Annotated in this window: 19 protein-coding genes; 16 read left to right on the top strand and 3 right to left on the bottom strand. The window is 50.9% G+C overall.

The features are described 5' to 3' along the window. Nucleotides 1-37: 37 nt before the first annotated feature. The 6 genes from KAH19_RS10860 (at nucleotide 38) to KAH19_RS10835 (ending at nucleotide 7,680) form a co-directional block, all read left to right on the top strand. Nucleotides 38-724, top strand: a complete 687-nt coding sequence (locus KAH19_RS10860; protein WP_210684605.1) for a winged helix-turn-helix domain-containing protein — start codon at nucleotides 38-40, stop codon at nucleotides 722-724. Next, nucleotides 721-2,400, top strand: a complete 1,680-nt coding sequence (locus tag KAH19_RS10855) for an ATP-binding protein (protein ID WP_210684604.1) — start codon at nucleotides 721-723, stop codon at nucleotides 2,398-2,400. The genes KAH19_RS10860 and KAH19_RS10855 overlap by 4 nt, the downstream gene beginning before the upstream one ends. A 101-nt stretch (nucleotides 2,401-2,501) precedes the next feature. Next, entirely contained in the window at nucleotides 2,502-2,771 is a 270-nt protein-coding gene (locus KAH19_RS10850) for an ACT domain-containing protein (RefSeq protein WP_210684603.1), read from the top strand. Between the two features lie 9 nt (nucleotides 2,772-2,780). Further along, on the top strand, nucleotides 2,781-4,142 hold the full coding sequence (locus tag KAH19_RS10845; RefSeq protein WP_210684602.1) for a PFL family protein: 1,362 nt from the start codon (nucleotides 2,781-2,783) through the stop codon (nucleotides 4,140-4,142). Further along, nucleotides 4,142-4,777 (top strand): endonuclease III, encoded by a 636-nt coding sequence (gene nth, locus KAH19_RS10840; RefSeq protein ID WP_210684601.1) that lies wholly within the window; start codon nucleotides 4,142-4,144, stop codon nucleotides 4,775-4,777. Before KAH19_RS10845 ends, nth begins: the two co-directional genes overlap by 1 nt. A gap of 611 nt (nucleotides 4,778-5,388) precedes the next feature. Continuing rightward, a complete protein-coding gene (locus KAH19_RS10835; protein WP_210684600.1) occupies nucleotides 5,389-7,680 on the top strand; it encodes a YadA-like family protein in 2,292 nt (763 codons plus the stop codon). A 131-nt stretch (nucleotides 7,681-7,811) separates the two neighbouring features. Here the strand turns inward: KAH19_RS10835 and KAH19_RS10830 are convergent, their stop codons facing one another. The 3 genes from KAH19_RS10830 to KAH19_RS10820 form a co-directional block, all read right to left on the bottom strand. Continuing rightward, nucleotides 7,812-8,027, bottom strand: coding sequence for a hypothetical protein (locus tag KAH19_RS10830; RefSeq protein ID WP_246869374.1), 216 nt, complete (start codon nucleotides 8,025-8,027; stop codon nucleotides 7,812-7,814). 289 nt (nucleotides 8,028-8,316) lie between these two features. Continuing rightward, the gene (locus KAH19_RS10825) at nucleotides 8,317-10,041 is read right to left on the bottom strand and encodes a [FeFe] hydrogenase, group A (RefSeq protein WP_210684599.1); all 1,725 of its coding nucleotides are present in this window, start codon (nucleotides 10,039-10,041) and stop codon (nucleotides 8,317-8,319) included. Then, complete coding sequence (locus tag KAH19_RS10820; RefSeq protein WP_210684598.1) at nucleotides 10,035-11,885, bottom strand: NAD(P)-binding protein; 1,851 nt, start codon at nucleotides 11,883-11,885, stop codon at nucleotides 10,035-10,037. Before KAH19_RS10820 ends, KAH19_RS10825 begins: the two co-directional genes overlap by 7 nt. A 283-nt stretch (nucleotides 11,886-12,168) precedes the next feature. Between KAH19_RS10820 and KAH19_RS10815 the strand changes: the two genes are divergently transcribed. The 10 genes from KAH19_RS10815 to rbsD all read left to right on the top strand — a co-directional run bounded on the left by KAH19_RS10815 (nucleotide 12,169) and on the right by rbsD (nucleotide 23,824). Continuing rightward, nucleotides 12,169-13,548: a sodium:solute symporter gene (locus KAH19_RS10815; RefSeq protein ID WP_210684597.1), complete on the top strand. Its 1,380-nt coding sequence runs from the start codon at nucleotides 12,169-12,171 to the stop codon at nucleotides 13,546-13,548. Nucleotides 13,549-14,042: 494 nt separating this feature from the next. After that, nucleotides 14,043-17,450, top strand: coding sequence for a DNA polymerase III subunit alpha (locus KAH19_RS10810; RefSeq protein WP_210684596.1), 3,408 nt, complete (start codon nucleotides 14,043-14,045; stop codon nucleotides 17,448-17,450). A gap of 134 nt (nucleotides 17,451-17,584) precedes the next feature. Beyond that, nucleotides 17,585-18,379, top strand: a complete 795-nt coding sequence (locus KAH19_RS10805) for an electron transfer flavoprotein subunit beta/FixA family protein (RefSeq protein WP_210684595.1) — start codon at nucleotides 17,585-17,587, stop codon at nucleotides 18,377-18,379. 8 nt (nucleotides 18,380-18,387) lie between these two features. Then, nucleotides 18,388-18,588, top strand: a complete 201-nt coding sequence (locus KAH19_RS10800; RefSeq protein ID WP_210684594.1) for a 4Fe-4S dicluster domain-containing protein — start codon at nucleotides 18,388-18,390, stop codon at nucleotides 18,586-18,588. Nucleotides 18,589-18,600: 12 nt separating this feature from the next. After that, complete coding sequence (locus KAH19_RS10795) at nucleotides 18,601-19,581, top strand: electron transfer flavoprotein subunit alpha/FixB family protein (RefSeq protein WP_210684593.1); 981 nt, start codon at nucleotides 18,601-18,603, stop codon at nucleotides 19,579-19,581. 33 nt (nucleotides 19,582-19,614) lie between these two features. After that, complete coding sequence (locus KAH19_RS10790; RefSeq protein WP_210684592.1) at nucleotides 19,615-19,809, top strand: glutamate decarboxylase; 195 nt, start codon at nucleotides 19,615-19,617, stop codon at nucleotides 19,807-19,809. A gap of 15 nt (nucleotides 19,810-19,824) precedes the next feature. After that, nucleotides 19,825-21,576 (top strand): pyruvate kinase, encoded by a 1,752-nt coding sequence (pyk, locus tag KAH19_RS10785; protein WP_210684591.1) that lies wholly within the window; start codon nucleotides 19,825-19,827, stop codon nucleotides 21,574-21,576. A gap of 4 nt (nucleotides 21,577-21,580) precedes the next feature. Next, nucleotides 21,581-22,519 (top strand): hypothetical protein, encoded by a 939-nt coding sequence (locus KAH19_RS10780; protein WP_210684590.1) that lies wholly within the window; start codon nucleotides 21,581-21,583, stop codon nucleotides 22,517-22,519. A 25-nt stretch (nucleotides 22,520-22,544) separates the two neighbouring features. Then, nucleotides 22,545-23,426 carry a ribokinase gene (gene rbsK / locus KAH19_RS10775; RefSeq protein WP_210684589.1) on the top strand — a complete coding sequence of 294 codons (882 nt, stop codon included), beginning with the start codon at nucleotides 22,545-22,547 and terminating at the stop codon, nucleotides 23,424-23,426. Next, complete coding sequence (gene rbsD, locus KAH19_RS10770) at nucleotides 23,426-23,824, top strand: D-ribose pyranase (protein ID WP_009146329.1); 399 nt, start codon at nucleotides 23,426-23,428, stop codon at nucleotides 23,822-23,824. The genes rbsK and rbsD overlap by 1 nt, the downstream gene beginning before the upstream one ends. Nucleotides 23,825-23,843 lie beyond the last annotated feature (19 nt).

The following is a 23,843-nucleotide window of genomic DNA, read 5'->3' as shown; positions in this document are numbered from 1 at the left end:
AATTATAGCGAAAGAGTATTGATTGGTGGTGTTTTGCATGATTTTCTGCGTGGAAGATGAACAAAATATTTGCGAGCTGGAGGTTTACACCCTGCAGTCCGTTGGCATGGAGGCACAGGGCTGCGGCAGCGGCCGCGAGCTTTTCGCTTTGCTGGAAAAGCAGGTGCCGGAGCTTATTGTTTTAGATATTATGCTGCCGGATGAGGATGGTGTAAGCATTCTCAGACGTTTGCGTGCCGATAAACGTTATGCGAATATCCCTGTGATTATGGCTACGGCCAAGGGCTCGGAGTTTGATAAGGTTAAGGGCCTGGACAGCGGTGCCGACGATTATATTGCCAAACCCTTCGGTATGCTGGAAATGGTGGCGCGCATCAAGGCTGTGCTGCGCCGCTGCACAGCACCACGCCCCGATGAGGACGATGGGGAAATCATCCGCATCGGTCGCCTGGAGGTCAACCAGCTGGAGCATAAGGTGAGCGTAGGCGGCAGTGAGGTTGTGCTGACGCTGAAAGAATATGAGCTGCTGCGCAAGTTTTTGCAGCATCCGGGCATCGTCTTTTCGCGTGATAAGCTGCTTAACGATATTTGGGGCTATGAATTCAGCGGCGAAACACGTACCGTTGATGTGCATATCCGTACCCTGCGCCAGAAGCTGGGCGATGCAGGCGAACTGATTGAAACTATCCGTGGCGTTGGCTACAGAATGGCGGCCGCAAAATGAAGCAGAGGCTTTTCCGCAGCATACTGCTGCTGACAGGGGCAGCGGTAGGCCTTGTTTTGCTGCTCTTCTTCTGGGTTTCCTGCCAATATATTACGCAGGACAGCTTCGCCAGCCTTAAGCGTGAGGCGAATCTGCTGATTGTGGCTGACGGTGAGGGTAATGTGCCGGTGAGTGAGCTGCAGCGTTTGCAGCTTGCCGACCGCGTAACGCTGATTGCACCGGACGGTCACGCCTTGTACGACAATTATGCTGATGCTGTATCAATGGAGAACCATTTTGAGCGCGAGGAGGTGCATGAGGCACTGACAAACGGCGAAGGCCGCAGCCAGCGTGCATCCGAAACCATCGGCAAGAATATTTTGTACTATGCTGTGCGTCTGCCTGATGGTAATGTACTGCGTCTGTCACGCACGAATGACGCTGTTTTTCAGCAGTATAAAATAATTTTGGGCTATTTTGTGCTGTTGGCACTGGCAGTTTTGTGCGGTGCGTTTTGGGCAGCAAAAACAATTACCGCAAGGGTATTGCGGCCGTTGGAAAATCTCAATCTGGAGCAGCCTGATTCTGAGGCGGCAGTATATCCTGAGCTGAAGCCGATTGTGGAGTATTTTGAGCTGCAGCAGGAAAAGCTGCAGAAGGAAATGCGCCGCTACAAAAATAAAAAACAGGAGCTGAAGGCCGTAACCAATAATATGGATGAGGGCTTGATGTTCCTTAATCCCGTGTGGGAAATCGAATCGGTCAATAAAAGCGTTACGAAATTCTTCGGCAAGGAAAAGCAGGAGCTTTTGGGCAAGAGCTTTTACATGATTGATGACAGCGACGAAATCCGGGAGTTTTTTGCCAAGATTGAGCAGGAGGGCAAGGGACGCATTGTAATCAACCGCGGCAGCAGTTACTACCAGCTCAATGGCAGCAGAATCACCGATAAAGGCTTTGTACTGCTTATTATGGATGTAACGGAGCGCACTTCCTCGGAAAAAATACGCCGTGAGTTTTCGGCCAACGTTTCACATGAGCTGAAAACACCGCTGCAATCGGTATTGGGCTATTCGGAAATCATGCTCAGCGGCTTGGTAAAGCCGGAGGATACCAAGCGCTTTCTGCAGAAAATCAACGACGAGGCACACAATCTGCTGCGTCTTATTGATGATATCATGCAGCTGTCGAAGCTTGATGAGCTGACGCATGATATGATGGAGGAATTTACTCTGCAGAATGTGGCACAGAGTGCGCTGGCGCGTCTGAAGGATAAGGCAGGCAGATTGCAGGTCAATCTGCAGATTATCGATAACACCAATGGCAGCAGTAAGCTGTTGGGTATTTCTTCGCTGATGGAGGAGATTTTCTTTAATCTGCTGGATAACGGTCTGAAATATAATCATCCCGGCGGTGAGGTGACGCTGCGCCTGAGTGAAGGTGAAAATAAATATACCGTCAGTGTTGCCGATACCGGTATGGGCATTGCCGGTGATGAGCTGCCGCATATCTTCGAGCGCTTTTACCGCGTCGACCGCAGTCGTCATAAGGCGATTGAGGGCACTGGTCTTGGTCTTTCCATCGTCAAGCATGGCGTTAATTTTCATGGCGGCAGTATCCGTGTGTTGAGCACAGTGGGACAGGGGACGGAGTTCATCATGAAGTTCCCCAAGCCGAAATATGAGGCTGAAAAATAAGCGCCTTCTTCATGTATACAACACAGAACTTCAAAGATGTGATACAATAAGAGCAGTACTATGAGTGCTGCTCTTAATTTATTTTGAAGGAGGACGCAGATATGCGAGTTGTTTTAACTATCGTAGGTAAGGATAAGGTAGGTATTACCGCTAAAGTAAGTAATGCTTTGGCAGAAATGAATATTAACATTATCAACATCAATCAAAATATTATGCAAGGCTTTTTCAATATGGTGCTGATTGCTGATATGGCAGAGGCTAACGTGCCCATTGCCGAAGCACGTGACAAAATGGCTGCGCTGGGCGAAGAAATCGGCGTAGAAATCCGTCTGCAGAGCGAAGAAATTTTCAGCGCAATGCATCGTATATAGGAGGCTGTCATGTTATTCAATACTGACGATATTTTAGAAACTACGCGCATGATTACCCAAAATAAGCTGGACGTGCGTACTATCACTATGGGCATCAGCCTGCGTGATTGCGGTCATCCGGATATCAAGGTAACAGCGCAGAAGATTTATGATAAGATTTGCCGTAAGGCAGAGCATCTGGTAAAAACCGGTGAGGATATCGAAGTTGAGCTGGGCGTGCCCATCATCAACAAGCGTATTTCCGTAACGCCGATTTCCATGGTTGGTGAAAGCTGTGACAGCAACGATTATGTACCGCTGGCACAAGCTTTGGACAACGCAGGCAAGCAGGTTGGCGTTAACTTCATCGGCGGTTTTTCCGCTCTCGTGGACAAGGGCTACACCAAGGGCGACCGCAATCTGATTGCTTCCATTCCGGAAGCACTGGCAGTTACTGATATTGTCTGCTCCTCTGTCAGCGTCGGTTCTACCAAATGCGGTATCAACATGGACGCTGTAAAACAGATGGGCGAGGTTGTGAAGGCTGCTGCCGAGCGTACCGCTGACCGTGATGCAATCGGCTGTGCTAAGCTGGTAGTATTCTGCAACGCTGTGCCGGATAACCCGTTCATGGCAGGCGCCTTCCACGGCGTAACCGAACCGGAAAGCGTTATCAACGTTGGCGTCAGCGGTCCGGGCGTTGTTAAATATGCACTGGAGCAGGTACGTGACGGTGATATCGGTATGGTTGCCGAAACTATTAAGAAAACTGCCTTCAAGATTACCCGTGTCGGCCAGCTGGTAGCACAGGAGGCTGCACGCCGCCTGAATACCCAGTTCGGCATTATCGATCTGTCCTTGGCTCCGACTCCGGCAATAGGCGATAGTGTTGCGCATATTCTGGAGGAAATCGGTCTGGAAAGCTGCGGCGGCCCCGGCACTACCGCTACCCTGGCTATGCTGAACGATGCAGTTAAAAAGGGTGGCCTGATGGCTTCCAGCTATGTTGGCGGTCTGAGTGGTGCGTTCATCCCTGTAAGTGAGGACGCAGGCATGATTGCTGCGGTAGAACGCGGTGCCCTGTCTTTGGAAAAACTGGAGGCTATGACCTGCGTATGCTCCGTAGGTCTTGATATGATTGCTATTCCCGGCGATACCACGGCAGCAACTATTTCCGCAATTATTGCCGATGAAGCTGCTATCGGTATGATTAACAATAAAACTACTGCAGTACGTCTGATTCCTGTTCCGGGCAAGGACGTAGGCGATCGCGTTGAATTCGGCGGCTTGCTTGGTTATGCACCTGTATTGGGTGTGAAGAAGTTCAGCGCTGAAAAATTCATCAACCGCGGCGGACGTATTCCTGCACCGGTAAGGAGCCTGACCAACTGATGCGCAAGGCTCAAAGAGAAGCTATTCTGGCCAAGCTGGAGGAAACCTACAAGGGCAGCAAGACGGCGCTGAATTATAATTCGCCGTTCGAGCTTTTGGTAGCGGTAATTCTTTCGGCCCAATGTACGGATGAACGCGTAAATGTGATTACGGCGCGTATGTTTCCGCGTCTGAATACGCCGGAAAAAATGGGTGCTCTGACGCAGGAAGAAATGGAAGCGGAAATCCGCGACTGCGGTCTGTACCATGCCAAGGCCAAAAACCTGCTGGGCATGTGCCACATGCTGACGGAGCGCTTTAACAGCGTGATTCCGAATGATATCAAAACGCTGATGGAATTGCCTGGCGTGGGGCAGAAAACGGCGAACGTTATCGCCAGCATTATCTATAACATTCCGGCGTTGGCGGTAGATACACATGTTTTCCGTGTGTCGCACCGTCTGGGGCTGGCAAAGGGCAAGGACCCGCTGGCGACGGAAAAGGAGCTGGAAAAAATCATTCCGCGTGAAAAGTGGAGCGATGCACATCACTGGTTTATCTGGCATGGGCGCAAAATCTGCAAGGCACGCAAGCCGCTGTGCCGTGGCTGCGTTGTTGTAGAGGAATGTCCGTTCAAAGAGAAAAACTTTGAGTAAGTCTGCCTGGTACTAAACGCGTAAGCGTTTACAGGCGGTGCTTGCGGTAGAAGTGCTGACATAAGTTATAAGTAAAAAGCGAAGCAAAAAATTGGCCTGCAACCCGTGAGGGTTGCAGGCCTTTTGGCATGCGTTGATTTACTTTCCTTGTGTCCGCTGAAGATGGACTTTTTCGAGCATTTTTGCGCTGTCTTTTTATGACGCACACGGTTAGCAATGGCTTCGCTGTGCTACAGGCTGAGTTCACATCTATGTCAAAAAAATGTCTTTTGTGACAAAAATCTTTCACATTCTCTTCTTTGCAATAATTATTAAAGTATAAAATATATAAAAGAGAAAATTCTAACAACTCTGATTAATGCGTAAAAGTGACGAATGAAAAATTGTGTATGAATATTTTATTATTCGATGTCTTTATGAAAAATACGAAAGTTTGACGTACAGAGACAAAAAGAGTACAATTAAAGCAGGTAAAGGAAGCGGACTGCTAAATTTTCAAGGCCTTGAATTTTAGTACCACCTTATCTGAGTTATATTTGATTAGTGAAATGCTTTGTAACGAGGATTAAGCTTGCGCCACTGTGGCGCAGCGTGGAAAAGGGGGATTGAAAATGAAAAAGAATAGAAAGCAAACTGCTTTGGCAAAGTGCGTACTGGCGACAATCATGGCAATGGGCATGATGGGTTACACTACCGTGTGGGCTGATACTCCTACCCCATCTCCTGTGGACAAGGATGTTTCCAAAGACGCTGCAGGACAAATTTATGATGCTTCTCATAATTATGACAAGGGTTACTTTTGGACGGATTTAGGACATGCGCAGGTACAGATTGGCTCCGGTGAGCAGATTGAATTGTTCACACCCTTTATTTATCATACCAATACCCGTGTATGGGATCCGACAAGTAATAGCTATAATCCTGTGCATACGGGCGACAATTCCGAAATGAAGTGCAAAGAGTCTATGAGCAGAATTACTGTAGGCGAATTTGACAGAATTATCAAATCTCTCTATACAAATGATATCACCATGGCGAAAACTATCTATGGTGAAGGAGACCAGGCAGGCCTAAAGGATAAGGTTATTAAAGAGGTAAAGGCAACTCCAGGGCAGGGCGCAACAGTTAATACCTATAAATTGGTACGCGAAAATGGTACAGATGTTGCAGTCGGTATTGTTGATACTGATACCAAAGTTGTTGATAATAAATTGACCTTTACAGATGGCAAGCTTACTTCTAAAATTACTGATAATGCAAGTGGAATTTTTGAAAGCACTGTAGAAGGCATTGCTTCCCAGGAGTGGGTAAACAATCAGCTGAATGGCATTGGCGGTACTGATACGGTTACTACAGCAGAATCCGGTCATGCGATCATTACCGTTGTCGATGCTTATGCTGATGATCCAACAACCAATAACAAACATCACCGGATCGGCATCAACGAGGATGCTTTGAGGGGATTTATTCAGGATGCAGCGGCAGCGCAGGATACCAACACAACTAACACCAGCATGGAAGGAAACCTGGATGAATATGGCAAGCTGACGGTAAGGGTTAATGATTCTGCAGGCAATAACGTTCAAGCGGTTGTAGAAGATGTAGCATCCCGCAGCTGGGTAACTAATCAGTTGGAAAATGTTGCTGACACCAACACCGTTACTACAGTAGCTGTTAATACCAATATCCTGACGATTGAAGATAAAGGTGCAGACGGCAATCATGCATATGAGCTTGGCATTAATAGCGAGCAGTTGGGCGATTTTGTTAAGCAGTATGACACCAACACCATTACTACCGTTCAAGATGACGGCAATGGTTACGTAACTGTTGGTGATATGACTGATGACAAGGGCAATCATGCTTACACTGTATCTTTTAATGAGCAAAAGCTGAACGCAGCAATTGAAGCTCAGGACAGATACGTTACCAGCGGCAGCATTGGCGAAGACGGCAGGATTACTCTCAATGTTCACAACGGCAGAGACGTTACTCTGGAAGGCCAGATGAAGGATGCACGGCTGACTGATATTGAAAGAGATAAGGAAGCCGGAACTGCTACATTAGTAGTAAAGGATCGCTATAATCCTGAAGAAGTAAACAGACTGACGATTGACGATATCGCCAGCAAGGCACAAAATGATAGAGAGCATGCCGAATTCAGAGAACATTTTAATGAACTCGATCATCGTGTTGACAATCTTGGCAGCCGCGTTGACAAGGTTGGCGCCGGTGCCGCCGCTCTCGCAGCGCTGCACCCGATGGATTTCGATCCCGATGACAAGCTGACCTTTGCAGCAGGCTACGGCAACTACAAGGGCAAAAACGCTGCTGCGGTAGGCGCATTCTATCGTCCGGATGAAAAGGTTATGCTGAGCGTAGGCGGAACCTTCGGCAACGGCGAGAACATGGTGAATGCAGGTATCTCCTTCTCCCTGGACCGTACCGCACGCGTAAGCAATTCCCGTACGGCAATGGCCAAGGAAATCGTGGACCTGAGAGCGAATGTAGCTAACCTCACCGCACTGGTAGGCCAGCTGACCGCAGGCATGGGCGGCACGATTGAGATGGACAGAATGAAGCTCTTCCCGGATGTTCCCGAAAACCACTGGGCTTACGAATACATCGGCCGTCTGGCGGCAGCAGGCATCGTTGAGGGTTATCCTGACGGTATGTTCAACGGCAACCGTATGATGAGCCGTTACGAATTCGCAGCAATGCTGTACAGAGCGCTTGAAAAAGGCGTGAAGCTGGATCACAAGCTGGTTCGTGAATTTGAACCTGAAATGGGCCGTATCCATGTTGCCCGTATCTCCGGTGCGGATGGCGACAGAGGCAAGATTGAGCGTGTACGCGTATACGGCGGCGACAATCGTGACCACTACGGCAGCAAGCTGAAATGAAAATGCAGGTAGCTGCATAATCTAAACCTTAAATAAACACTCCCTTTTCTATAATTAAAAGAGGAGAACACCAAGTCCTTTACAGGATAAAAGGTGTTCTCCTCTTACTTTTGTTTTACACAGTGTTTTGCTTAATCCCAGCGCTTGAGCATGTCCTCAATAATTTCCTTATTGGTTTTGCGGCGCTTCTTCTCGTAGTTACGGAAGTTGTTATCTCTATGGTCGGTGGAGTAGTCGGCGTAGTCAAAATCGTCATCGCTGCGTTCGTAGCTGCGGTTGTAGTCGCCGTGGCCATCGTCCAGGGAGAGGGGGATTTGTTTTGTGTAGGTGTAGGGTTGTGTGTACATGATTGACCTCATAGACATTGGAAGAAAGGGCATTGCAATTAATATATCCTTACGCTTGGTTTTAGAGAGAGCCTCTCCTTGGGGAGAGGTGGCATCGCGAAGCGATGACGGAGAGGGGAAATATATCTAATGTTATTTTGCAATTATAAAGAATGCAGACCCCTCTCAGTCGCCCTGCGGTCGACAGCTCTCCCCGAGGAGAGCCTTTTCTTACCCTACTGGTAATATATCTTGCCTCTCTAATGAAACCCTTGCAGTTTGCGAGTCGTTTTCTTCTTTCCGTTTCCTATTACATATAATTATGCTCTTTTACATGGTCGGAGTGCAGCAGCTGCTCTGCTTTTTCACTCAGCGGTTTTTCCAGGAAGTCCTTATAGAGCTCCTGTACATCCGGATTGTTGTGGGACTGGTGCAGAGGACGGTTGCTGTCGATAGTATAAAGCTTATTGCCAAGTACGTCGGCACGTTCTTCGCCGTCGTGAATCGGCTGACCGCCGCCGCCAACGCAGCCGCCGGGGCAGGCCATAACTTCCACGAAGTCATAATGAACCTTGCCTGCTTTCAGCTCGTCGAGCAGCTTGCCTGCATTACCAAGACCGCTTACCGTGCAGGTGCGCAGAGTTGCACCGCCGAGGGTGAATTCACGTACCTTGCGGCCTTCCGTGCCGCGAACGTCGGTGAAGGCATCCTCAGGAGCTTCCTTGCCTTCGATTACATGGTAGGCGGTACGCAATGCTGCTTCCATAACGCCGCCGCTGGCACCGAAGATAACTGCAGCGCCGGTGCTCTGGCCCAGCGGATTATCAAAGGGCAGTTCGCCCAGCATTGCCGGGTTGATGTGCTCGGCACGCAGCAGGCGGATAAACTCGCGGGTGGTGAGTACGATATCTACATCATGGGTACCGCTGCTGCGCATAGAGAAGAGAGCGGCCTCGCGTTTTTTGGAAACGCAGGGCATGATGGAAATAGAGCAGATTTCCTTCGGCTTCAGGCCTTTCTTTTGTGCAAAATAGGATTTTGCCAGCGCACCGAAAATCTGTTGCGGAGATTTGGTGGTGGAAAGGTTAGGCACGAAGTACGGATGAGTTTTGTTTACATAGCTTACCCAGCCGGGGCAGCAGGAGGTGAACATAGGCCAACTGTGGTCCTGCGGATTTTGCAGATGCTCTAAAAGCTCGCTTGCTTCCTCCATGATGGTAACGTCGGCAGCATAGCAGGTGTCGAAGACATAATCGAAGCCAATCTTCTTCAGTGCTGCAACCATGCGGCCTTCGGTTGCAAGCTCGGGCGGCAGGTTGAAGGCTTCGGCCCAGGCGGTGCGTACTGCAGGCGCAACCTGCACTACAGTTACCTTGCTGGTGTCAGCCAATACGTCATAAATTTTGGGAACGTCGTTACGCTCCTTCAGCGCGCCAACGGGGCAGTGGGTGATACACTGACCGCAGAGGCTGCAGTCACTGTCCTCAATGGAAACATTGCCGGCAACGTCTACAGTAGTACGGGCACCGGTGTTCTGCACATCCCAGATATGCAGCTTCTGCACCTTGTCACAAATCTGGACGCAGCGCATGCATTTGATGCATTTTTTGGAATCGCGGATGAGCGGGAATTCCTGGTTCCAGGGAGTGTCGACAACATCGCGCTCATAGGGAATATCGTAAATGCCAAGGTCATTGGCCAAAGTCTGCAAGCTGCAGTTGCCGCTGCGTACGCAGGTTGCACACATGCAGTCATGCTGGGATAAAATCAGCTCCACGTTGGTGCGGCGGATGCTGCGGGCCTTGGGAGAGTTGGTATAAACTACCAGACCTTCCTGTACCGGAGTGGTGCAGGCGGTAACTACACGGTTCTGTCCCTGAATTTCAACTACGCAGACCTTGCAGGCACTGATTTCGTTGATGCCTTTAAGATAACACAGGCGCGGGATTTCGATGCCGACGGTGGCAGCAGCCTGCATGATTGTTGTTCCTTGAGGAACGGAAACTTTTTGTCCGTCGATTGTGAGGTTTACCATTTTAAGGTTCTGCCTCCTTTCAGTGTGCTGAAGCCGAATTTGTCGCAGCGCAGGCAGCGTCCTGCTTCCTGGCAGGCCTCCTGCTTGGTCATTCCGCATTCAATCGGTTCAAAGTTATTTTTACGTTCGCCTGCTTCGGTTTCGTGCATCTGGATACGGCCGCAGGGACGTTTATCGTCAATAGACGGGTCGGGAATAACTACATCACAGGAAATGGTGTGGTTATAGCCAAGATATTCATCAATATTAGCGGCAGCAACCTTACCGGCAGCAATAGCACGGATTACGGTTGCAGGACCGGTTACGCAGTCGCCGCCAGCGAAGACGCCTTCGTTATTGGCAAGCTCACTGCTGGAGAGTGCGGAAATAGTACCGCGTTTGATTTTGATGCCGGCCTCCTCAAACGGACGCAGCTCAATGCCCTGGCCGATAGCAACAACGATAACGTCGCAGGGAATGCGCTCCAGCTCTACGTCAGCGTGAATCGGACGCGCACGTCCCCAGGCATCGATAGGACCGATGATTTGCGGCTCGGCCCAGAGAGCGGCCACATTACCTTCGGCATTCGCCTCAATGTGGTGCGGAGCTTTTAAGCCGTACAGCTCAGCGCCCTCGGCAATAGCGCCTTCGATTTCCTCGGGCAGCGCTGTCATATCGTCCTGACGACGGCGGTAGGCAATGATAACTTTTTTGGCACCGAGACGGATAGAGCTGCGGGTGCAGTCCATAGCAACGTTGCCGCCGCCGATAACGACAACGGTTTTATCCTTAAAGTCAGGCATTTTTTCCTCACCGATGTTACGCAGCATTTCTACCGCACTGATAACACCGTGGGAATTCTCGCCTTCAATACCGATTTTCTTGTCGGTGTGGGCACCGATGGCAATATAAACTGCGTCAAATTCCTCACGCAGCTTTTCGAAGGGGATATCCCCCTCCTCGTTGCCGATTCTGGTGTTGCGATGCACTTCTACGCCGGTGGACAAAATAGCGTCCAGATCCTCCTGCAGACGCTCGCGTGGGAAGCGGTAGGCAGGAATGCCGTAGCGCAGCATGCCGCCGAGCTTGCTCTTTTCTTCAAACACAACAGCATGATGGCCCATCAGCTCCAGATAGTAGGCTGCGGACATACCGCTGGGGCCGCCGCCGATGATGGCGATACGTTTGTTGGTAGCAGGCTGCTTTTCGGGCAGCGGAACGGTGTTGCTGGGTGCATTGTCGACAGCCATGCGTTTCAGACCGCGGATGTTGATGGGAGCATCAATCATACTGCGGCGGCAGCGTGCTTCACAGGGATGCTCGCAGATCAGACCGCAGGCAGTCGGGAAGGGGTTATCCTTGCGTATGAGCTTGACAGCGTCGGCATAACGGCCTGCGCCGACCAGTGCAATGTAGCCGGGGATATCAACCTGTGCCGGGCACAGAGCAACGCAGGGGATAGAATGATGGACGTTGACAGAGCATTTGCCCTTCTTTATGTGGTTAATGTAATCTTCACGGAAGCCTTCAAGACCGGCCAAAACCATTTTGGCTGCTTCGAAGCCGATGGCGCAGTCAGCGCTGTTGGCAACGTTTTGCGCGGTGCTTTCGATTAAATCCAGAGTGTGCATGTCAGCCTTGCCGGCGAGCACGTCTTCCATGAGATTCTGCAGCTGCGCGAGACCTACGCGGCAGGGTACGCATTTGCCACAGGTTTGTGCGTGGCAGACTTTGAGAAACGACAGCTGCAGGTCAACAGGGCACAGTCCCGGGGGGCTGGCGATGATGTGTCGTTCCAGGTCTTTGTACAAGCGCTCGACCGTAAGCTGGGCCTGGTCGGGTGTTTCGATTCTTAAACGGCTCATAATTTTCCTCCAAAAAGCATACACTAAATATATAAAGGTATAAACTATATTATACAGAAAAAAGCTGAATTTCGCAATAATAAAGAAGATAGTTTTTGTGTAACAATCTGAGCAAAACAAGCTTGCAAGCGCTTTTTTCGTCTGCTGCCGCAGCAAAGCATTCTTGCGGGGGCTATGCTTTTTTTGCCGTATTTTTTGTGTTATACTAATACTGAGCTTTTTAGCATTAATGCTGTCGGCAGAACGTTTGCATCCGGCAGCTTAAAATATTGGAGGGTTGGATATGCAGCTTACTGCTACACATTATATAAGCCTGGCTGTAACGCTTCTGGTGACGCTGCTCCCGGGGATTTTGGCAGCCAGAAGGGTGAAGTCTGCCGATGATTATAACGTAGGCGGCCGCAGCTCGGGTGCAGGCCTTGTCGCAGGTACGATTATCGGCACTATTGTCGGCGGTGCTGCTACCGTCGGTACGGCACAGCTTGGCTTCAAGCTGGGACTGACGGCTTGGTGGTTCACCTTGGGCAGCGGTATCGCACTTTTTCTGATGGCGGCGTTTTACGCTGTGCCATTGCGCCGCAGCTCACTGACCACAGTAGCGGAGTATCTCGTTACGGATTACGGCAAGCCTGCGGGGTGGCTGGCAACCTTCAGCGCCTGCGCCGGCATTTTTTTCAGTATTGTAGCGAGCACGCTTACAGCGCTGCATCTGATTGCCGGCTTGTTCGGTGTACCGCTTTTGGCTGCAGCGGCAATTGTTATCGCTGTTACTTTGCTGCTGGTGTTTTTCGGCGGCCTCAGCAGCAGCGGTATGGCCGGCATTTTTAAGATTGTGCTGATTTTCGCCAGCATTTTCGTCGGCGGCTTTCTGGCTTACGTCGATATGGGACATTGGCAGGGCCTGACGCAGAGCTTCGCTGCGTATCCCTGGTTCAGCCTTTTCGGACGCGGCGTGGAGGATGGTCTTGTCAGCCTCGGTTCGATGATTGTGGGTGTTATTTCTACGCAGACCTATGTGCAGGCGCTGTTTTCGGCGCGCGATACCAAAACTGCAGCTGTTGGCTGCTGTGCTGCCGCGCTGATAGTAATTCCCGTGGGATTGCCGTCAGTAATGATCGGTATGTTCATGCATCTGCATCATCCGGAGATAAATTCTATTGACGCACTGCCGCTGTATCTCGTTACCTATCTGCCGCAATGGCTTGGCGGTATCGGCCTGGGTGCTGTGCTGCTTTCGGCCCTGGGCTCAATCGCCGGTCTGGCGCTGGGCGTAGGTACGATGATTTCACGTGATATCGTCAGCAAAATCTGGCTGAAGGCTACGTCTGCAGGCCAGCTGTGGGCAAGCCGCCTGAGCGTGCTGGCCGTTTCTGTCGCTGCGATGGTGTTTGTCTTTATGCACCTTGATTCGTCGGTGCTGGAGTGGAATTATCTCTCCATGGCGCTGCGGGGCAGCGGTATCTTTCTGCCGCTGACGTTCTGCATTTTCTTCCCGGGGAGGGTACGCGCTTCAATGGGCGTGGCTGCTATGGGCGCAGGTATTTTTGCGGTGCTTTTCTGGAAGCATATCAGTCCTTGGGAAATCAACAGCCTGTTGCCGGCGCTCGTGTATAATCTGTTCTTTCTGCTCATTGGTCTGGCGTGGGGAAAAAAAGGGGAGTAGAAAAGAAAAAGCTGCTTTTGCAGCAAGCGGGTTGCTTGCAAAAAGCAGCGTAATATGCTATATTATAGACAAAGGACAACCGCCCACGTCGGTGGGTTGCCACAAGTTCTAAAGCGGAAAGACCGCCCTGTCACCTGGCAAAGTTTAAGGGCGGTTTTCCTATGTCTGGGTTATTTACTGAATTGAAAAATAAATGTCAGCAACGCCAGAATGAATACGCCAAAGGCCATCAGGTCCTTAAAGTCGTAGTTCTTCATAGGCATCACCTCCATTCTGTTGGAGAATGATGGCAATGCCCACCCGTAAGCACGATTGTCCAAAGTCTGAATATATTGTAACATAGATAAAGAGAACATACAACGAACGAATTGTGAATTCACGGTTGTATGTTTTTTCAGTTTTAGGCAGGAAATTTATCTATAATGCTAGAATAGTTTTACATACATTTGCCGCAGATTTACGCGGCAGCGGTCTTTTAATTTAAGGAGCAAGAGATGACAAAACGCTTTACTCATTTACATGTACATACGGAATACAGCCTGCTAGACGGCGCTTCGAAAATCCCTGAGCTGGTGGCCTACGCCAAGGAGCTGGGCATGGACAGTCTGGCGATTACCGACCACGGCGCAATGTACGGCGCAGTGGAATTTTATCAGGAGTGCACCAAGGCAGGCATCAAGCCGATTATCGGCTGCGAGGTGTATCTTGCAAAGGGCTCGCATCTGGAAAAAAATAACCGCGGCATGTACCATTTAATCCTGCTGGCGGAGAACGATACAGGCTACCATAACCTGATGAAAATCGTCAGCATCGGTCAGCTGGAGGGCTTTTACTATAAACCACGCGTAGACAAGGACGTACTGCGCACCTATCACGAGGGCATAATCTGCCTCAGTGCCTGCGTTGCCGGTGAAGTGCCGCAGATGATTCTGCAGGACAACCTGGAGGGAGCACGCCGCTGTATTCAGGAATATATAGATATTTTCGGCAAGGAAAATTACTTTTTGGAAATCCAGGACCATGACCTTGATGAGGAGCACAAGGTCAGCGCGGAGCTGAAGCAGTTGGCGCAGGAATTCGGTCTTGGCTTAGTGGCGACAAACGATTTGCATTATGTGCAGCAAAAGGATGCCGCGGCGCAGGATATTCTGCTGTGCATCCAGACGACGAGCACGGTTGATGAGCCTGATCGTATGCGCTTCAACAACGACAGCTATTATCTGAAAAGCTATGATGAGATGGAGGCACTGTTCGGAGATTGTCCGGAGGCTTTGAGCAATACCAATAAAATTGCCGACCGCTGCAACGTGAAGATGGAATTTGGCCATCTGCTGCTGCCGGAGTTTCCGGTGCCGGAGGGCTTTGACGCTGTGAGCTATCTGCGTCACCTGTGCGAGGAGGCTTTGCCTAAGCGCTATGAGGTTGTGGATGAGAAGGTGCGCAAGCGTCTGGATTTTGAGCTGGACATTATCAACACGATGGGCTATGCCTGCTACTTCCTCATTGTATGGGACTTCATCAACTACTGCCGCAGCCATGATATTCCGGTCGGGCCGGGTCGTGGCAGTGCCGCAGGCAGTATCGTGGCCTATCTGTTGCGTATAACGAATATCGAACCTTTGCGCTATCATCTGCTGTTCGAACGCTTCCTGAATCCTGAACGCGTCAGCATGCCTGATATTGATACCGACTTCTGCTATGTAAAGCGCAATCAGGTGCTGGATTATGTAGTGCGCCGTTACGGACAGGAGCGTGTAGCGCAGATTATTACTTTCGGCACACTGCAGGCGCGCGCGGCGGTGCGCGACGTAGGTAAGGCACTGGGCATGAGCTACGGCGAGGTGGACGAAATTGCCAAGCTGATTCCGCGTGAGCTGGGCATTACGTTGGAGAAGGCGCTGAACGGCAGCAAGGATTTCCGTCAGGCATACGACTCGCGCCCGGAGGTCAAAAAGCTGATTGACCTTGCGCAAAGTGTGGAGGGCCTGCCGCGTAACGCAGGCACGCATGCCGCCGGTGTAATTATCGCACCGCATAATATGAAAAATTACGTACCGCTGCAGCAGGGCAGTGAGGGTGGCGTCATCACCCAGTACGATAAAAATAAGGTAGAAGAGCTTGGCCTATTGAAGATGGACTTTTTGGGCCTGCGTACGCTGACTGTTATCGGTGACTGCATTCGCTTTATTCGCGAAACTACGGGTGAAGAGGTTGATATTGATAACATTCCGCTGGCAGATGAGGCGACCTGCGCAATGCTGCGCCGAGGTGAAACGGCCTGCGTCTTCCAGCTGGAGTCGGCTGGCATCACCAAGCTGGTTATGGATTTGGCGCCCGAAAGCTTTGAGGACCTGATTCCGTTGGTGGCTCTGTACCGTCCGGGTCCTTTGGGCACCGGTATGGCGGAGGACTTTATCGCCGGCCGTCACGGACAGCGCACGGCGAAGGTATTGCATCCGCTAATGGAGCCTATTTTGAAGGACACCTACGGCGTTATTCTGTATCAGGAGCAGGTTATGCAGATAACCTCTGCGCTGGCAGGCTTTACGCTCGGTCAGGCAGATATTCTGCGCCGTGCAATGGGCAAGAAGAAGGCCAAGGAGCTGGATTCTATGCGCCAGTCGTTTATCGACGGTGCCAAAAAGCTGCATGATATCCCCGAAGAGCTCAGCGACCAGATTTTCTCGCTCTTGCAGCACTTCGCCGGTTACGGCTTCAACAAATCCCACTCCGTAGCCTATGCGCTGGTAGCTTATGAAACCGCTTATCTGAAGGCACACTGGCGTCCGCAGTTCTATGCGGCCTTCCTCAACAGCATTATCGGTGATGCGGATAAGGTGAGCTGGTATATCAACGTCTGCCGTAATGATAATGTCAAAATCCTGCCGCCGGATGTCAACGAAAGCGGTCACAACTTTACGGTACATCAGAATGCATCTATCCGCTTCGGCCTGGCAGGCATCAAAAATACCGGTGATGCAGCAGTCGATGCAATTATAAGCGCCCGCAACGAGGGCGGTCCGTTCAAGAGCCTGACGGATTTCTGCTGCCGTGTGAATATGCGCGTGGTCAACAAGCGCGTTATCGAAAATATGATTAAATGCGGTGCAATGGATTCCTTCGGCGCCAGACGCTCACAGATGCTGTCTATTATGGAGCAGGCGGTTGATTTGGGTGCCGCCTGCCAGAGGGACAAGGCCAACGGCCAGCTGGGACTGTTCGGTGACGATAGCTTCGGCGTGACGGAAATCAAGCTGCCGCCGCTGCCGGAAATCCCCAAGCAGCTTATTCTGCAGAACGAAAAGGAAATTATCGGCTTTTACGTTACCGACCATCCGCTGAGCGATTACAAGCAGATGCTGCAGCGCTTCATGCCGTTGCACCAGTTCGGCGGTGAAACGCAGGTACAGGACGGACAGTTCGTGCGCGTGGCCGGTATTATTACGGACTGTGTGATAAAAAATACCAAGCGCGGTGATACGATGGCCATTTTGACGCTGGAGGATTTCAGCGGACGCTTTCCGGTTATCGTTTTCCCGCAGGCTTATCATACAAATGTCAAGGATATCTATGAGGACAGCATTGTGGCGATTGAAGGACGCTTCAGCGTGGATGAGCGTGAAAGCAAGATTATTGCCAACAGCGTGCGCGCTCTGCCGTCCAAGCCGCCTACGGAAATCCGCCTGCGCATCGAAGCGCATCTGGAAAATCCGCTGGTGCAGCGTGAGCTGATGCAGCTGTTTCAAAAATACAAGGGCGATGACTGCGTATACCTGCAGCTGATGGGCTCGCGTAAGCTTATCAAGACAACGCCTAACTTCTGGGTGAACAGCGAAGCACCGGGCTTTGCCGAGGATGTGGTCAAAATACTTGGTGAAAACTGTGTGGTAAAGAAAAATTGATGTAATTATTTGAGCTGTTTTTCATAAACTTTCATGATATACTTGCAAGTTTAAGTACAAAAATGCTAAAATAAAGAGAAGAATGTAAAAAAGCCGGAGCAGCAGCTCCTGTAATAAGCTTAAGGAGGCAGCAAATGAATATTCTCGTTTGTTTAAAACAAGTGCCGGATACGGCAAAAGTAAAATTTAACCGCGAAACCAATACCTTAGACCGTACGGGTGTAGAAAATATTATGAACCCCTATGACCGTCAGGCATTGGAGGTAGCACTGTGCCTGAAGGACAAAGAAGGCGCTAAGGTAACTGTACTGACCATGGGCCTGCCCCAGGCAACCGATATTCTGAAGGAAGCAATCGCTATGGGCGCTGATGACGGCGTTCTGCTGAGCGACCGCGTTCTGGGCGGCAGTGATACTCTGGCAACCAGCCTGGCTCTGGCTGCTGCTGTAAAACATCTGGGCGAATTCGACCTCGTGCTCTGCGGCAAGCAGGCAGTAGACGGCGACACCGCACAGGTTGGCCCGGAAATGGCAGAGCATCTGGGAATTCCTCAGATTACCGGCGCTCTGAGCCTGAGCTATGAAGACGGTAAATTTGTTGTTGTCCGTGAAAACGAAAACTACCAGCTGACTCTGGCTTGTGCTGCACCGCTGCTGGTTACCGTAACCAAATCCGAAAAAGAGCCGCGTTTTGCCAGCATCAAAGGCAAAATGAAAGCACGTAAGGCACAGATTCCTACTCTTACCGTTGCTGACCTGGATCTTGATCCTGCAACCGTAGGCCTGAAGGGCTCTCCGACTAAGGTTAAAAAAGCCTTCACCCCGACCCCGCCTGAAATCAACGGCGAAATCATTACCGAAGAAGATGCTGATGCAGCAGTAGATATGCTGTTTGAAAAGCTGGTTAAGGCAGAGGTTATTACCCGCTAAGGTGAACCATGCTGATAAAAGTAAACAGGCAGCTTTGCTGTGGCTGTGAGGAATGTGTGGCAGTCTGCCCGATGGGCGCTGCGACGCTGCGTGAGGGCAAGGCGCAGATTGATATGCAGCAGTGTGTCTGCTGCGGTGCCTGCATCCGCGAATGTCCCATGGAGGCTATAGCTATTGCCGAAACTGACGATACTGAAGATAACGAATAGGAGTGTGTAAATATGTGGGTTATTGCTGAACAGGAAAATGGTCAGCTGATGAATGTTACCTTTGAGCTGTTGGGCGCTGCCAAAGAGCTGTGTGCCAAGCTGGAGGAAAAATGCTGTGCGGTACTGGTGACCGCTGCTGCAGGCGAGCTGCCGCAGCAGCTGATTGCTGCCGGCGCTGATGTTGTTTATGTCGTTGAGGATGCTAAATACGCAGATTACGATACCGAGTTGTATACCGATGCTATCTGCCAGCTGTCCAAGAAATATGATCCGGCTTCCATTATGTTCGGTGCTACCGATGACGGCCGTGACCTGGCTCCGCGTGTTGCAGCACGTCTGCATACCGGCCTGTGCGCTGACTGCACCGCTCTGGATGTAACCGATGACAAGCTCGTTGCCTGGACTCGTCCCGCACTGGGCGGCAACATCTGCGCTACCATCATCTGCGACGTTAACCGTCCGCAAATGGGTACCGTTCGTCCTAAAGTATTCAAACCGGCTGAAATGGACAACACCCGCACCGGTGAGGTTATTGCCTTCACTCCGGAAGCAGGCGCTGTAAGCCGTGTTGAACTGGTTAAAAAAGAAGCTCTGAGCAGTGAAAACGCTGTTAAGATTGATGAAGCTGATATGATCGCAGCAGGTGGCCGTGGCTTCGGCAGCAAGGAAAACTTTGACGTGCTCGAACAGCTGGCTGCTCTCTTTGAAAATTCCGCAGTAGCAGGCACCCGTGCCGCTATCGACGAGGGCTGGCTGACTCACTCCCAACAGGTTGGCCAATCCGGTAAATCCGTTACTCCGCATATCTACTTTGCCTGCGGCATCAGCGGTGCTATCCAACATCTGTCCGGCATGAAGGACAGCGATATCATCATCGCTATCAACAAGGATGCAGAGGCACCGATTTTCACCGTTGCTCATTATGGCATCGTAGGTGATGTAAACGTAATCCTGCCGAAGCTGATTGAAAAAATCAAAGCTTACAAGGCTTAATCCAATTACCTGATTTACAGGAGGCATTCTAGTATGTGGAAAACAATTTATATTGCCCACACTGAGGAACAAGCCAAAAAAATAAAGCAAATGCTGACGGAAAACGGCTTTTTGGTACAGCTGAAAAGTGCCGGAGGCAAGCATAATAAGGCTTATGAAATCTGTCTGCCGGTTTCGGAGGCAGAGGATGCCTATGAGGTTTTGTGTGAGAATAAGTTTCAGTACTGAGGAGGCGCAGTCCTGATGAAGAAAACAAAGATTATCTGTACAGTAGGTCCCAGCACGGACAACGTAGAGCTGCTGCGTAAGATGATGCTTGCAGGCATGGACTTGGCACGCTTCAACTTTTCGCACGGCAACCATGAGGACCATGGCAAAAGGCTGCAGCTGGTGCGTCAGGCAGCAGAAGAGGCCGGAAAGGTAATCGCTACGATTGCCGATACCAAAGGCCCGGAAATGCGCCTTGGCATGTTTGCCGAAAGTAAAATCGAGCTGCACGAGGGTGATGATTTCTGCCTGACTACCGAGGATTATCTGGGCGACCGCCATATGGCACATGTCAATTATGCCGGTCTGCCGCAGGAGGTAGAAATCGGCAGCAATATTCTGCTGGCCGACGGACTGCTTTCCTTAAAGGTTGTACGCATTGACGGCTGCAAAATTTATACCAAGGTAGTCAACGGCGGTGAGCTGAGCTCGCGTAAGCGTGTGGCTTGCCCCGGTATCGAGCTGAAGCTGCCGTTTTTGTCGGAGCAGGACAAGGCAGATATTCTTTTTGCTGTCGAGCATGATATGGATTATATTGCGGCATCTTTTGTGCAGAAGGCCGATGATGTTATCGCTATCCGTAAAGTGCTTGAGGAAGCAGGCTCTTCTATCGGGATTATTTCCAAAATCGAGAATGAGGCCGGTGTGCAGCATATCGATGAAATTATCGGCGTATCCGACGGCATTATGGTTGCCAGAGGCGATCTGGGTGTAGAGATTCCGACCGAGGATGTACCGCTGGTACAGAAGGATATCATTGCGCGCTGCAATAAGGCGGGCAAGCCTGTTATTACGGCTACGCAGATGCTGGAAAGCATGATTAACAGCTATCGTGCAACCCGTGCCGAAGCCAGCGACGTTGCCAACTCTATTTTCGACGGCAGCGACGTTATTATGCTGAGCGGCGAAACTGCCAGCGGCAAATATCCGCTGGAGGCGGTGCAGACGATGGCCAAGATTGCCGTTCGCACGGAAAATGCGCTTGATTATGTGCATATCTTCCAGAAGAAGGGCATCAGCGAGCGCATCCATTCTACCGATGCCATCAGCCATGCTACCGTGCAGATTTCTCAGGAAATAAAGGCAGATACTATTCTTACGATTACCGAATCAGGCTTTACGGCACGTATGATTGCCAAATATAAGCCTCAATGTACTGTTGTTGCTGTATCACGCTTGCCTGAGCGCGTGCGTGCGATGCAGCTTTATTGGGGTGTGCTGCCGCTTTTGGGGCCATACTCCACAAATACTGATGAAATGATAGAGCTGTCTTTGCAATGTGCTTTGCATCACTCCGTAATCAAGGACGGCGCATCTGTTGTTATAACTGCCGGCGTGCCTATCGGTACTCCGGGCAGTACAAATCTGATTAAGGTGGTTACAGTGGGTACCAAACTTCTCAGCGGTACCGGTATCGGCAGCAAGACTGTCACCGGCCGTATCTGCGTAGGCAGAACTGCGGCAGATTTCAAGGACAAGCTCCAAAAGGGTGATATCCTTGTAGTTGATGTGCTGAATGATGAGTTTGTACCGCAGGCTGCTGCCAAGGCAGCAGCAATTATCGCCGAAGAGGGCGGCCTGACATCCTCCACCGCCATTGTTGCCGTAACCTGCGGCCTGCCTGTTATCGTAGGCGCGGAGAAAGCAACCTCCAAGCTGGCCGACGGCCTGCTGGTAACGGTGGATCCTGTTTCCGGTGACGTCTACGAAGGCGATATTAACCTGTAGGAATATGGTAACAGAACTTATTTTAGAAACATGTATTGCTCTGCGTGACGGCAGAGAACAAAACGCCTGCACAGCTTTTTCGGGTATTATTGCTGAAGCAGCAGATAATGAAGCATTACAAGCAATCAGCTGCTGTCTGCTGGTGGCCTTACGCCACCGGCAACGGCAGCTTTTTGCGGCTTGGATGCAGGAAAGCAGGCCGCGTCTGGAGCAGCTGCTGGTCAATCCGCAGCTGGCACATCAGGGCGGCAGCGTTCTGCTGCGGCTGACGTTTGCCGTGTGCGACAGGCGTTTGGCTGAGGTGAGTCCCATGCTCGCACTGCTGGTGCGGCGCTGGCTGCGGACGCAAGCCGACAATACTGCGATGCTGCAGGAATTTATGGGCGAATGGCTCAGTCTGGCGGCGCGTATGGCACGCAGGCGGTGGCGCGAGGAAACCGCGTTTCTGCTGCGTGAGGCCGGACGTTGGCTTTTAAAGCAGCAGGACCTGCAACAGTGGGCGTGGAGCCTGCAGCAGCTGCAGCTGCATTTCGTCGTGTATGCACGCTGGGACGGCTTTGACAAGGCCTGCAGAATTTACAGAGAGCTGACGCTTTTGTATCGCCTGCTGCTGCGGCGTGTGCCGAAGGCACCGCCTGAGCGGCAGACAGCGCTTCTGCAGCTGCTTTTGCGTCACCTGCGTGACGTTACAGCCAACGTATCGCGTTCGGCGATGCTGGATGATGCTGATATCTTCCGCCAATGGTACAGCTTTTTCTGGCAGCTGACTGCCGATGACAAGAGTGCCAGGGAGGAGCTGCTGCGTCTGCTGCAGCTTGCTATCACCTATTGGCAGCAGACCATGCCCAAAACCAGCCGCAAGCAGGCAGTACTCCTTAAGGATTTGCTGCAGCCGAATCTGATTGACGGGCAATACGCATTGTTATTACAAAAAATTATATAAATCCTGAAGACAGGAGGTAGAAAATATGTCAAAGATTGTCGTAGTAGGTAGCTGTAATATTGATATTACCGTTGAATGTGACCGCTGGGTGCATCCCGGAGAAACTATTTTCGGCAACCGCCTGACCGTTTCTCCCGGCGGCAAGGGTGCCAACCAGGCTGTTGCTGCAGCCCGCCTGGGAGCAGATGTTATGATGGTCGGCTGCATCGGTGATGATGTATACGGCCAGCTTGTATTGAAGGCTTTAAAGGAAAACAACGTTGATTCCACCTATGTGAAGGTGCTGCCGGGTGAAAACAGCGGTACCGCGCACATTACCGTAGCGGAGGACGATAACACGATTATAGTTATCAAGGCCGCCAATGACTTGGTATCCACGGCGTTGATTGATGAAGCGTGGGAGGACATCAGCAAGGCAGATATGGTGCTTTTGCAGCACGAAATTCCTGCCGCTACTAACGCTTATGTTATCGAAAAATGCGCAGCGCACGGTGTACCTGTGCTGCTGAACCCCGCACCTGTTGCTCCGGTGCCGCAGGCTCTGCTGGATAAGATTACTTATCTGACTCCCAACGAGCATGAGGCAGCAACATTGTTTGCCGGTAAGGGCAAGGCGGATATCCTTGATCAGAACCAGGGCAAGGTGATTATGACGCTGGGCAGCAAGGGTGTTGCCTATGCGGAAAAGGGGCAGGTTATTACTGTTCCCGGCTTTAAGGTAAAGCCGGTTGACACTACGGGTGCAGGCGACACCTTTAACGGTGCCTTTGCCGTTGCCCGTGCAAATGGCAAATCCATGCAGGAAAGCATCAGCTTTGCCAATGCTGCCGCAGCTCTTTCGGTGCAAAAGCTGGGAGCACAGGGCGGTATGCCTTATTTACATGAAGTAGAGGAGATGCTTAAGTAATGCAAAAGGGTGGAATGTTAAACAGCTCTATTGCGAAGGTGCTGGCTGATTTGGGCCACACTGACACTATCGTTATCGGTGACTGCGGTCTGCCTGTGCCTGCAGGCGTGCAGAAAATCGACCTGGCTCTGAAGCCGGGAACTCCCTCCTTCCTGGAGGTTGTTGAGGAAGTAGCCAAGAATATGGTTATCGAAAAGGTAGAAATTGCAGCGGAAATGGAAGGCAGAAATCCTGCTGTCTACGGCGCTATGAAGCAGCTCTTCACTGAAGAGCAGTGGATTATCGATGCAGACCACGAAGCCTTCAAGGAGGCAACCAAGCATGCAAAATGCATTATCCGCACCGGCGAAATTACTCCTTTTGCCAATGTGATTCTGCACAGCAATGTTTTCTTTTAAAAATTAGCGTAAGGTAGGA

Source organism: Phascolarctobacterium sp. Marseille-Q4147 (assembly GCF_017968825.1).
Classification (GTDB): Bacteria; Bacillota; Negativicutes; order Acidaminococcales; family Acidaminococcaceae; genus Phascolarctobacterium_A.
The sequence above is the reverse complement of the archived record's forward strand: the minus strand, read 5'-3'. Positions and strand labels throughout refer to the sequence as shown.

What these genes read in the sequence shown, in the direction of transcription:
- KAH19_RS10860 (WP_210684605.1), top strand. Translation starts at nt 38, where the DNA reads ATGATTTTCTGCGTGGAAGATGAACAAAATATTTGCGAGCTGGAGGTT.
- KAH19_RS10855 (WP_210684604.1), top strand. Translation starts at nt 721, where the DNA reads ATGAAGCAGAGGCTTTTCCGCAGCATACTGCTGCTGACAGGGGCAGCG.
- KAH19_RS10850 (WP_210684603.1), top strand. Translation starts at nt 2,502, where the DNA reads ATGCGAGTTGTTTTAACTATCGTAGGTAAGGATAAGGTAGGTATTACC.
- KAH19_RS10845 (WP_210684602.1), top strand. Translation starts at nt 2,781, where the DNA reads ATGTTATTCAATACTGACGATATTTTAGAAACTACGCGCATGATTACC.
- nth (WP_210684601.1), top strand. Translation starts at nt 4,142, where the DNA reads ATGCGCAAGGCTCAAAGAGAAGCTATTCTGGCCAAGCTGGAGGAAACC.
- KAH19_RS10835 (WP_210684600.1), top strand. Translation starts at nt 5,389, where the DNA reads ATGAAAAAGAATAGAAAGCAAACTGCTTTGGCAAAGTGCGTACTGGCG.
- KAH19_RS10830 (WP_246869374.1), bottom strand. Translation starts at nt 8,027, where the DNA reads ATGTACACACAACCCTACACCTACACAAAACAAATCCCCCTCTCCCTG.
- KAH19_RS10825 (WP_210684599.1), bottom strand. Translation starts at nt 10,041, where the DNA reads ATGGTAAACCTCACAATCGACGGACAAAAAGTTTCCGTTCCTCAAGGA.
- KAH19_RS10820 (WP_210684598.1), bottom strand. Translation starts at nt 11,885, where the DNA reads ATGAGCCGTTTAAGAATCGAAACACCCGACCAGGCCCAGCTTACGGTC.
- KAH19_RS10815 (WP_210684597.1), top strand. Translation starts at nt 12,169, where the DNA reads ATGCAGCTTACTGCTACACATTATATAAGCCTGGCTGTAACGCTTCTG.
- KAH19_RS10810 (WP_210684596.1), top strand. Translation starts at nt 14,043, where the DNA reads ATGACAAAACGCTTTACTCATTTACATGTACATACGGAATACAGCCTG.
- KAH19_RS10805 (WP_210684595.1), top strand. Translation starts at nt 17,585, where the DNA reads ATGAATATTCTCGTTTGTTTAAAACAAGTGCCGGATACGGCAAAAGTA.
- KAH19_RS10800 (WP_210684594.1), top strand. Translation starts at nt 18,388, where the DNA reads ATGCTGATAAAAGTAAACAGGCAGCTTTGCTGTGGCTGTGAGGAATGT.
- KAH19_RS10795 (WP_210684593.1), top strand. Translation starts at nt 18,601, where the DNA reads ATGTGGGTTATTGCTGAACAGGAAAATGGTCAGCTGATGAATGTTACC.
- KAH19_RS10790 (WP_210684592.1), top strand. Translation starts at nt 19,615, where the DNA reads ATGTGGAAAACAATTTATATTGCCCACACTGAGGAACAAGCCAAAAAA.
- pyk (WP_210684591.1), top strand. Translation starts at nt 19,825, where the DNA reads ATGAAGAAAACAAAGATTATCTGTACAGTAGGTCCCAGCACGGACAAC.
- KAH19_RS10780 (WP_210684590.1), top strand. Translation starts at nt 21,581, where the DNA reads ATGGTAACAGAACTTATTTTAGAAACATGTATTGCTCTGCGTGACGGC.
- rbsK (WP_210684589.1), top strand. Translation starts at nt 22,545, where the DNA reads ATGTCAAAGATTGTCGTAGTAGGTAGCTGTAATATTGATATTACCGTT.
- rbsD (WP_009146329.1), top strand. Translation starts at nt 23,426, where the DNA reads ATGCAAAAGGGTGGAATGTTAAACAGCTCTATTGCGAAGGTGCTGGCT.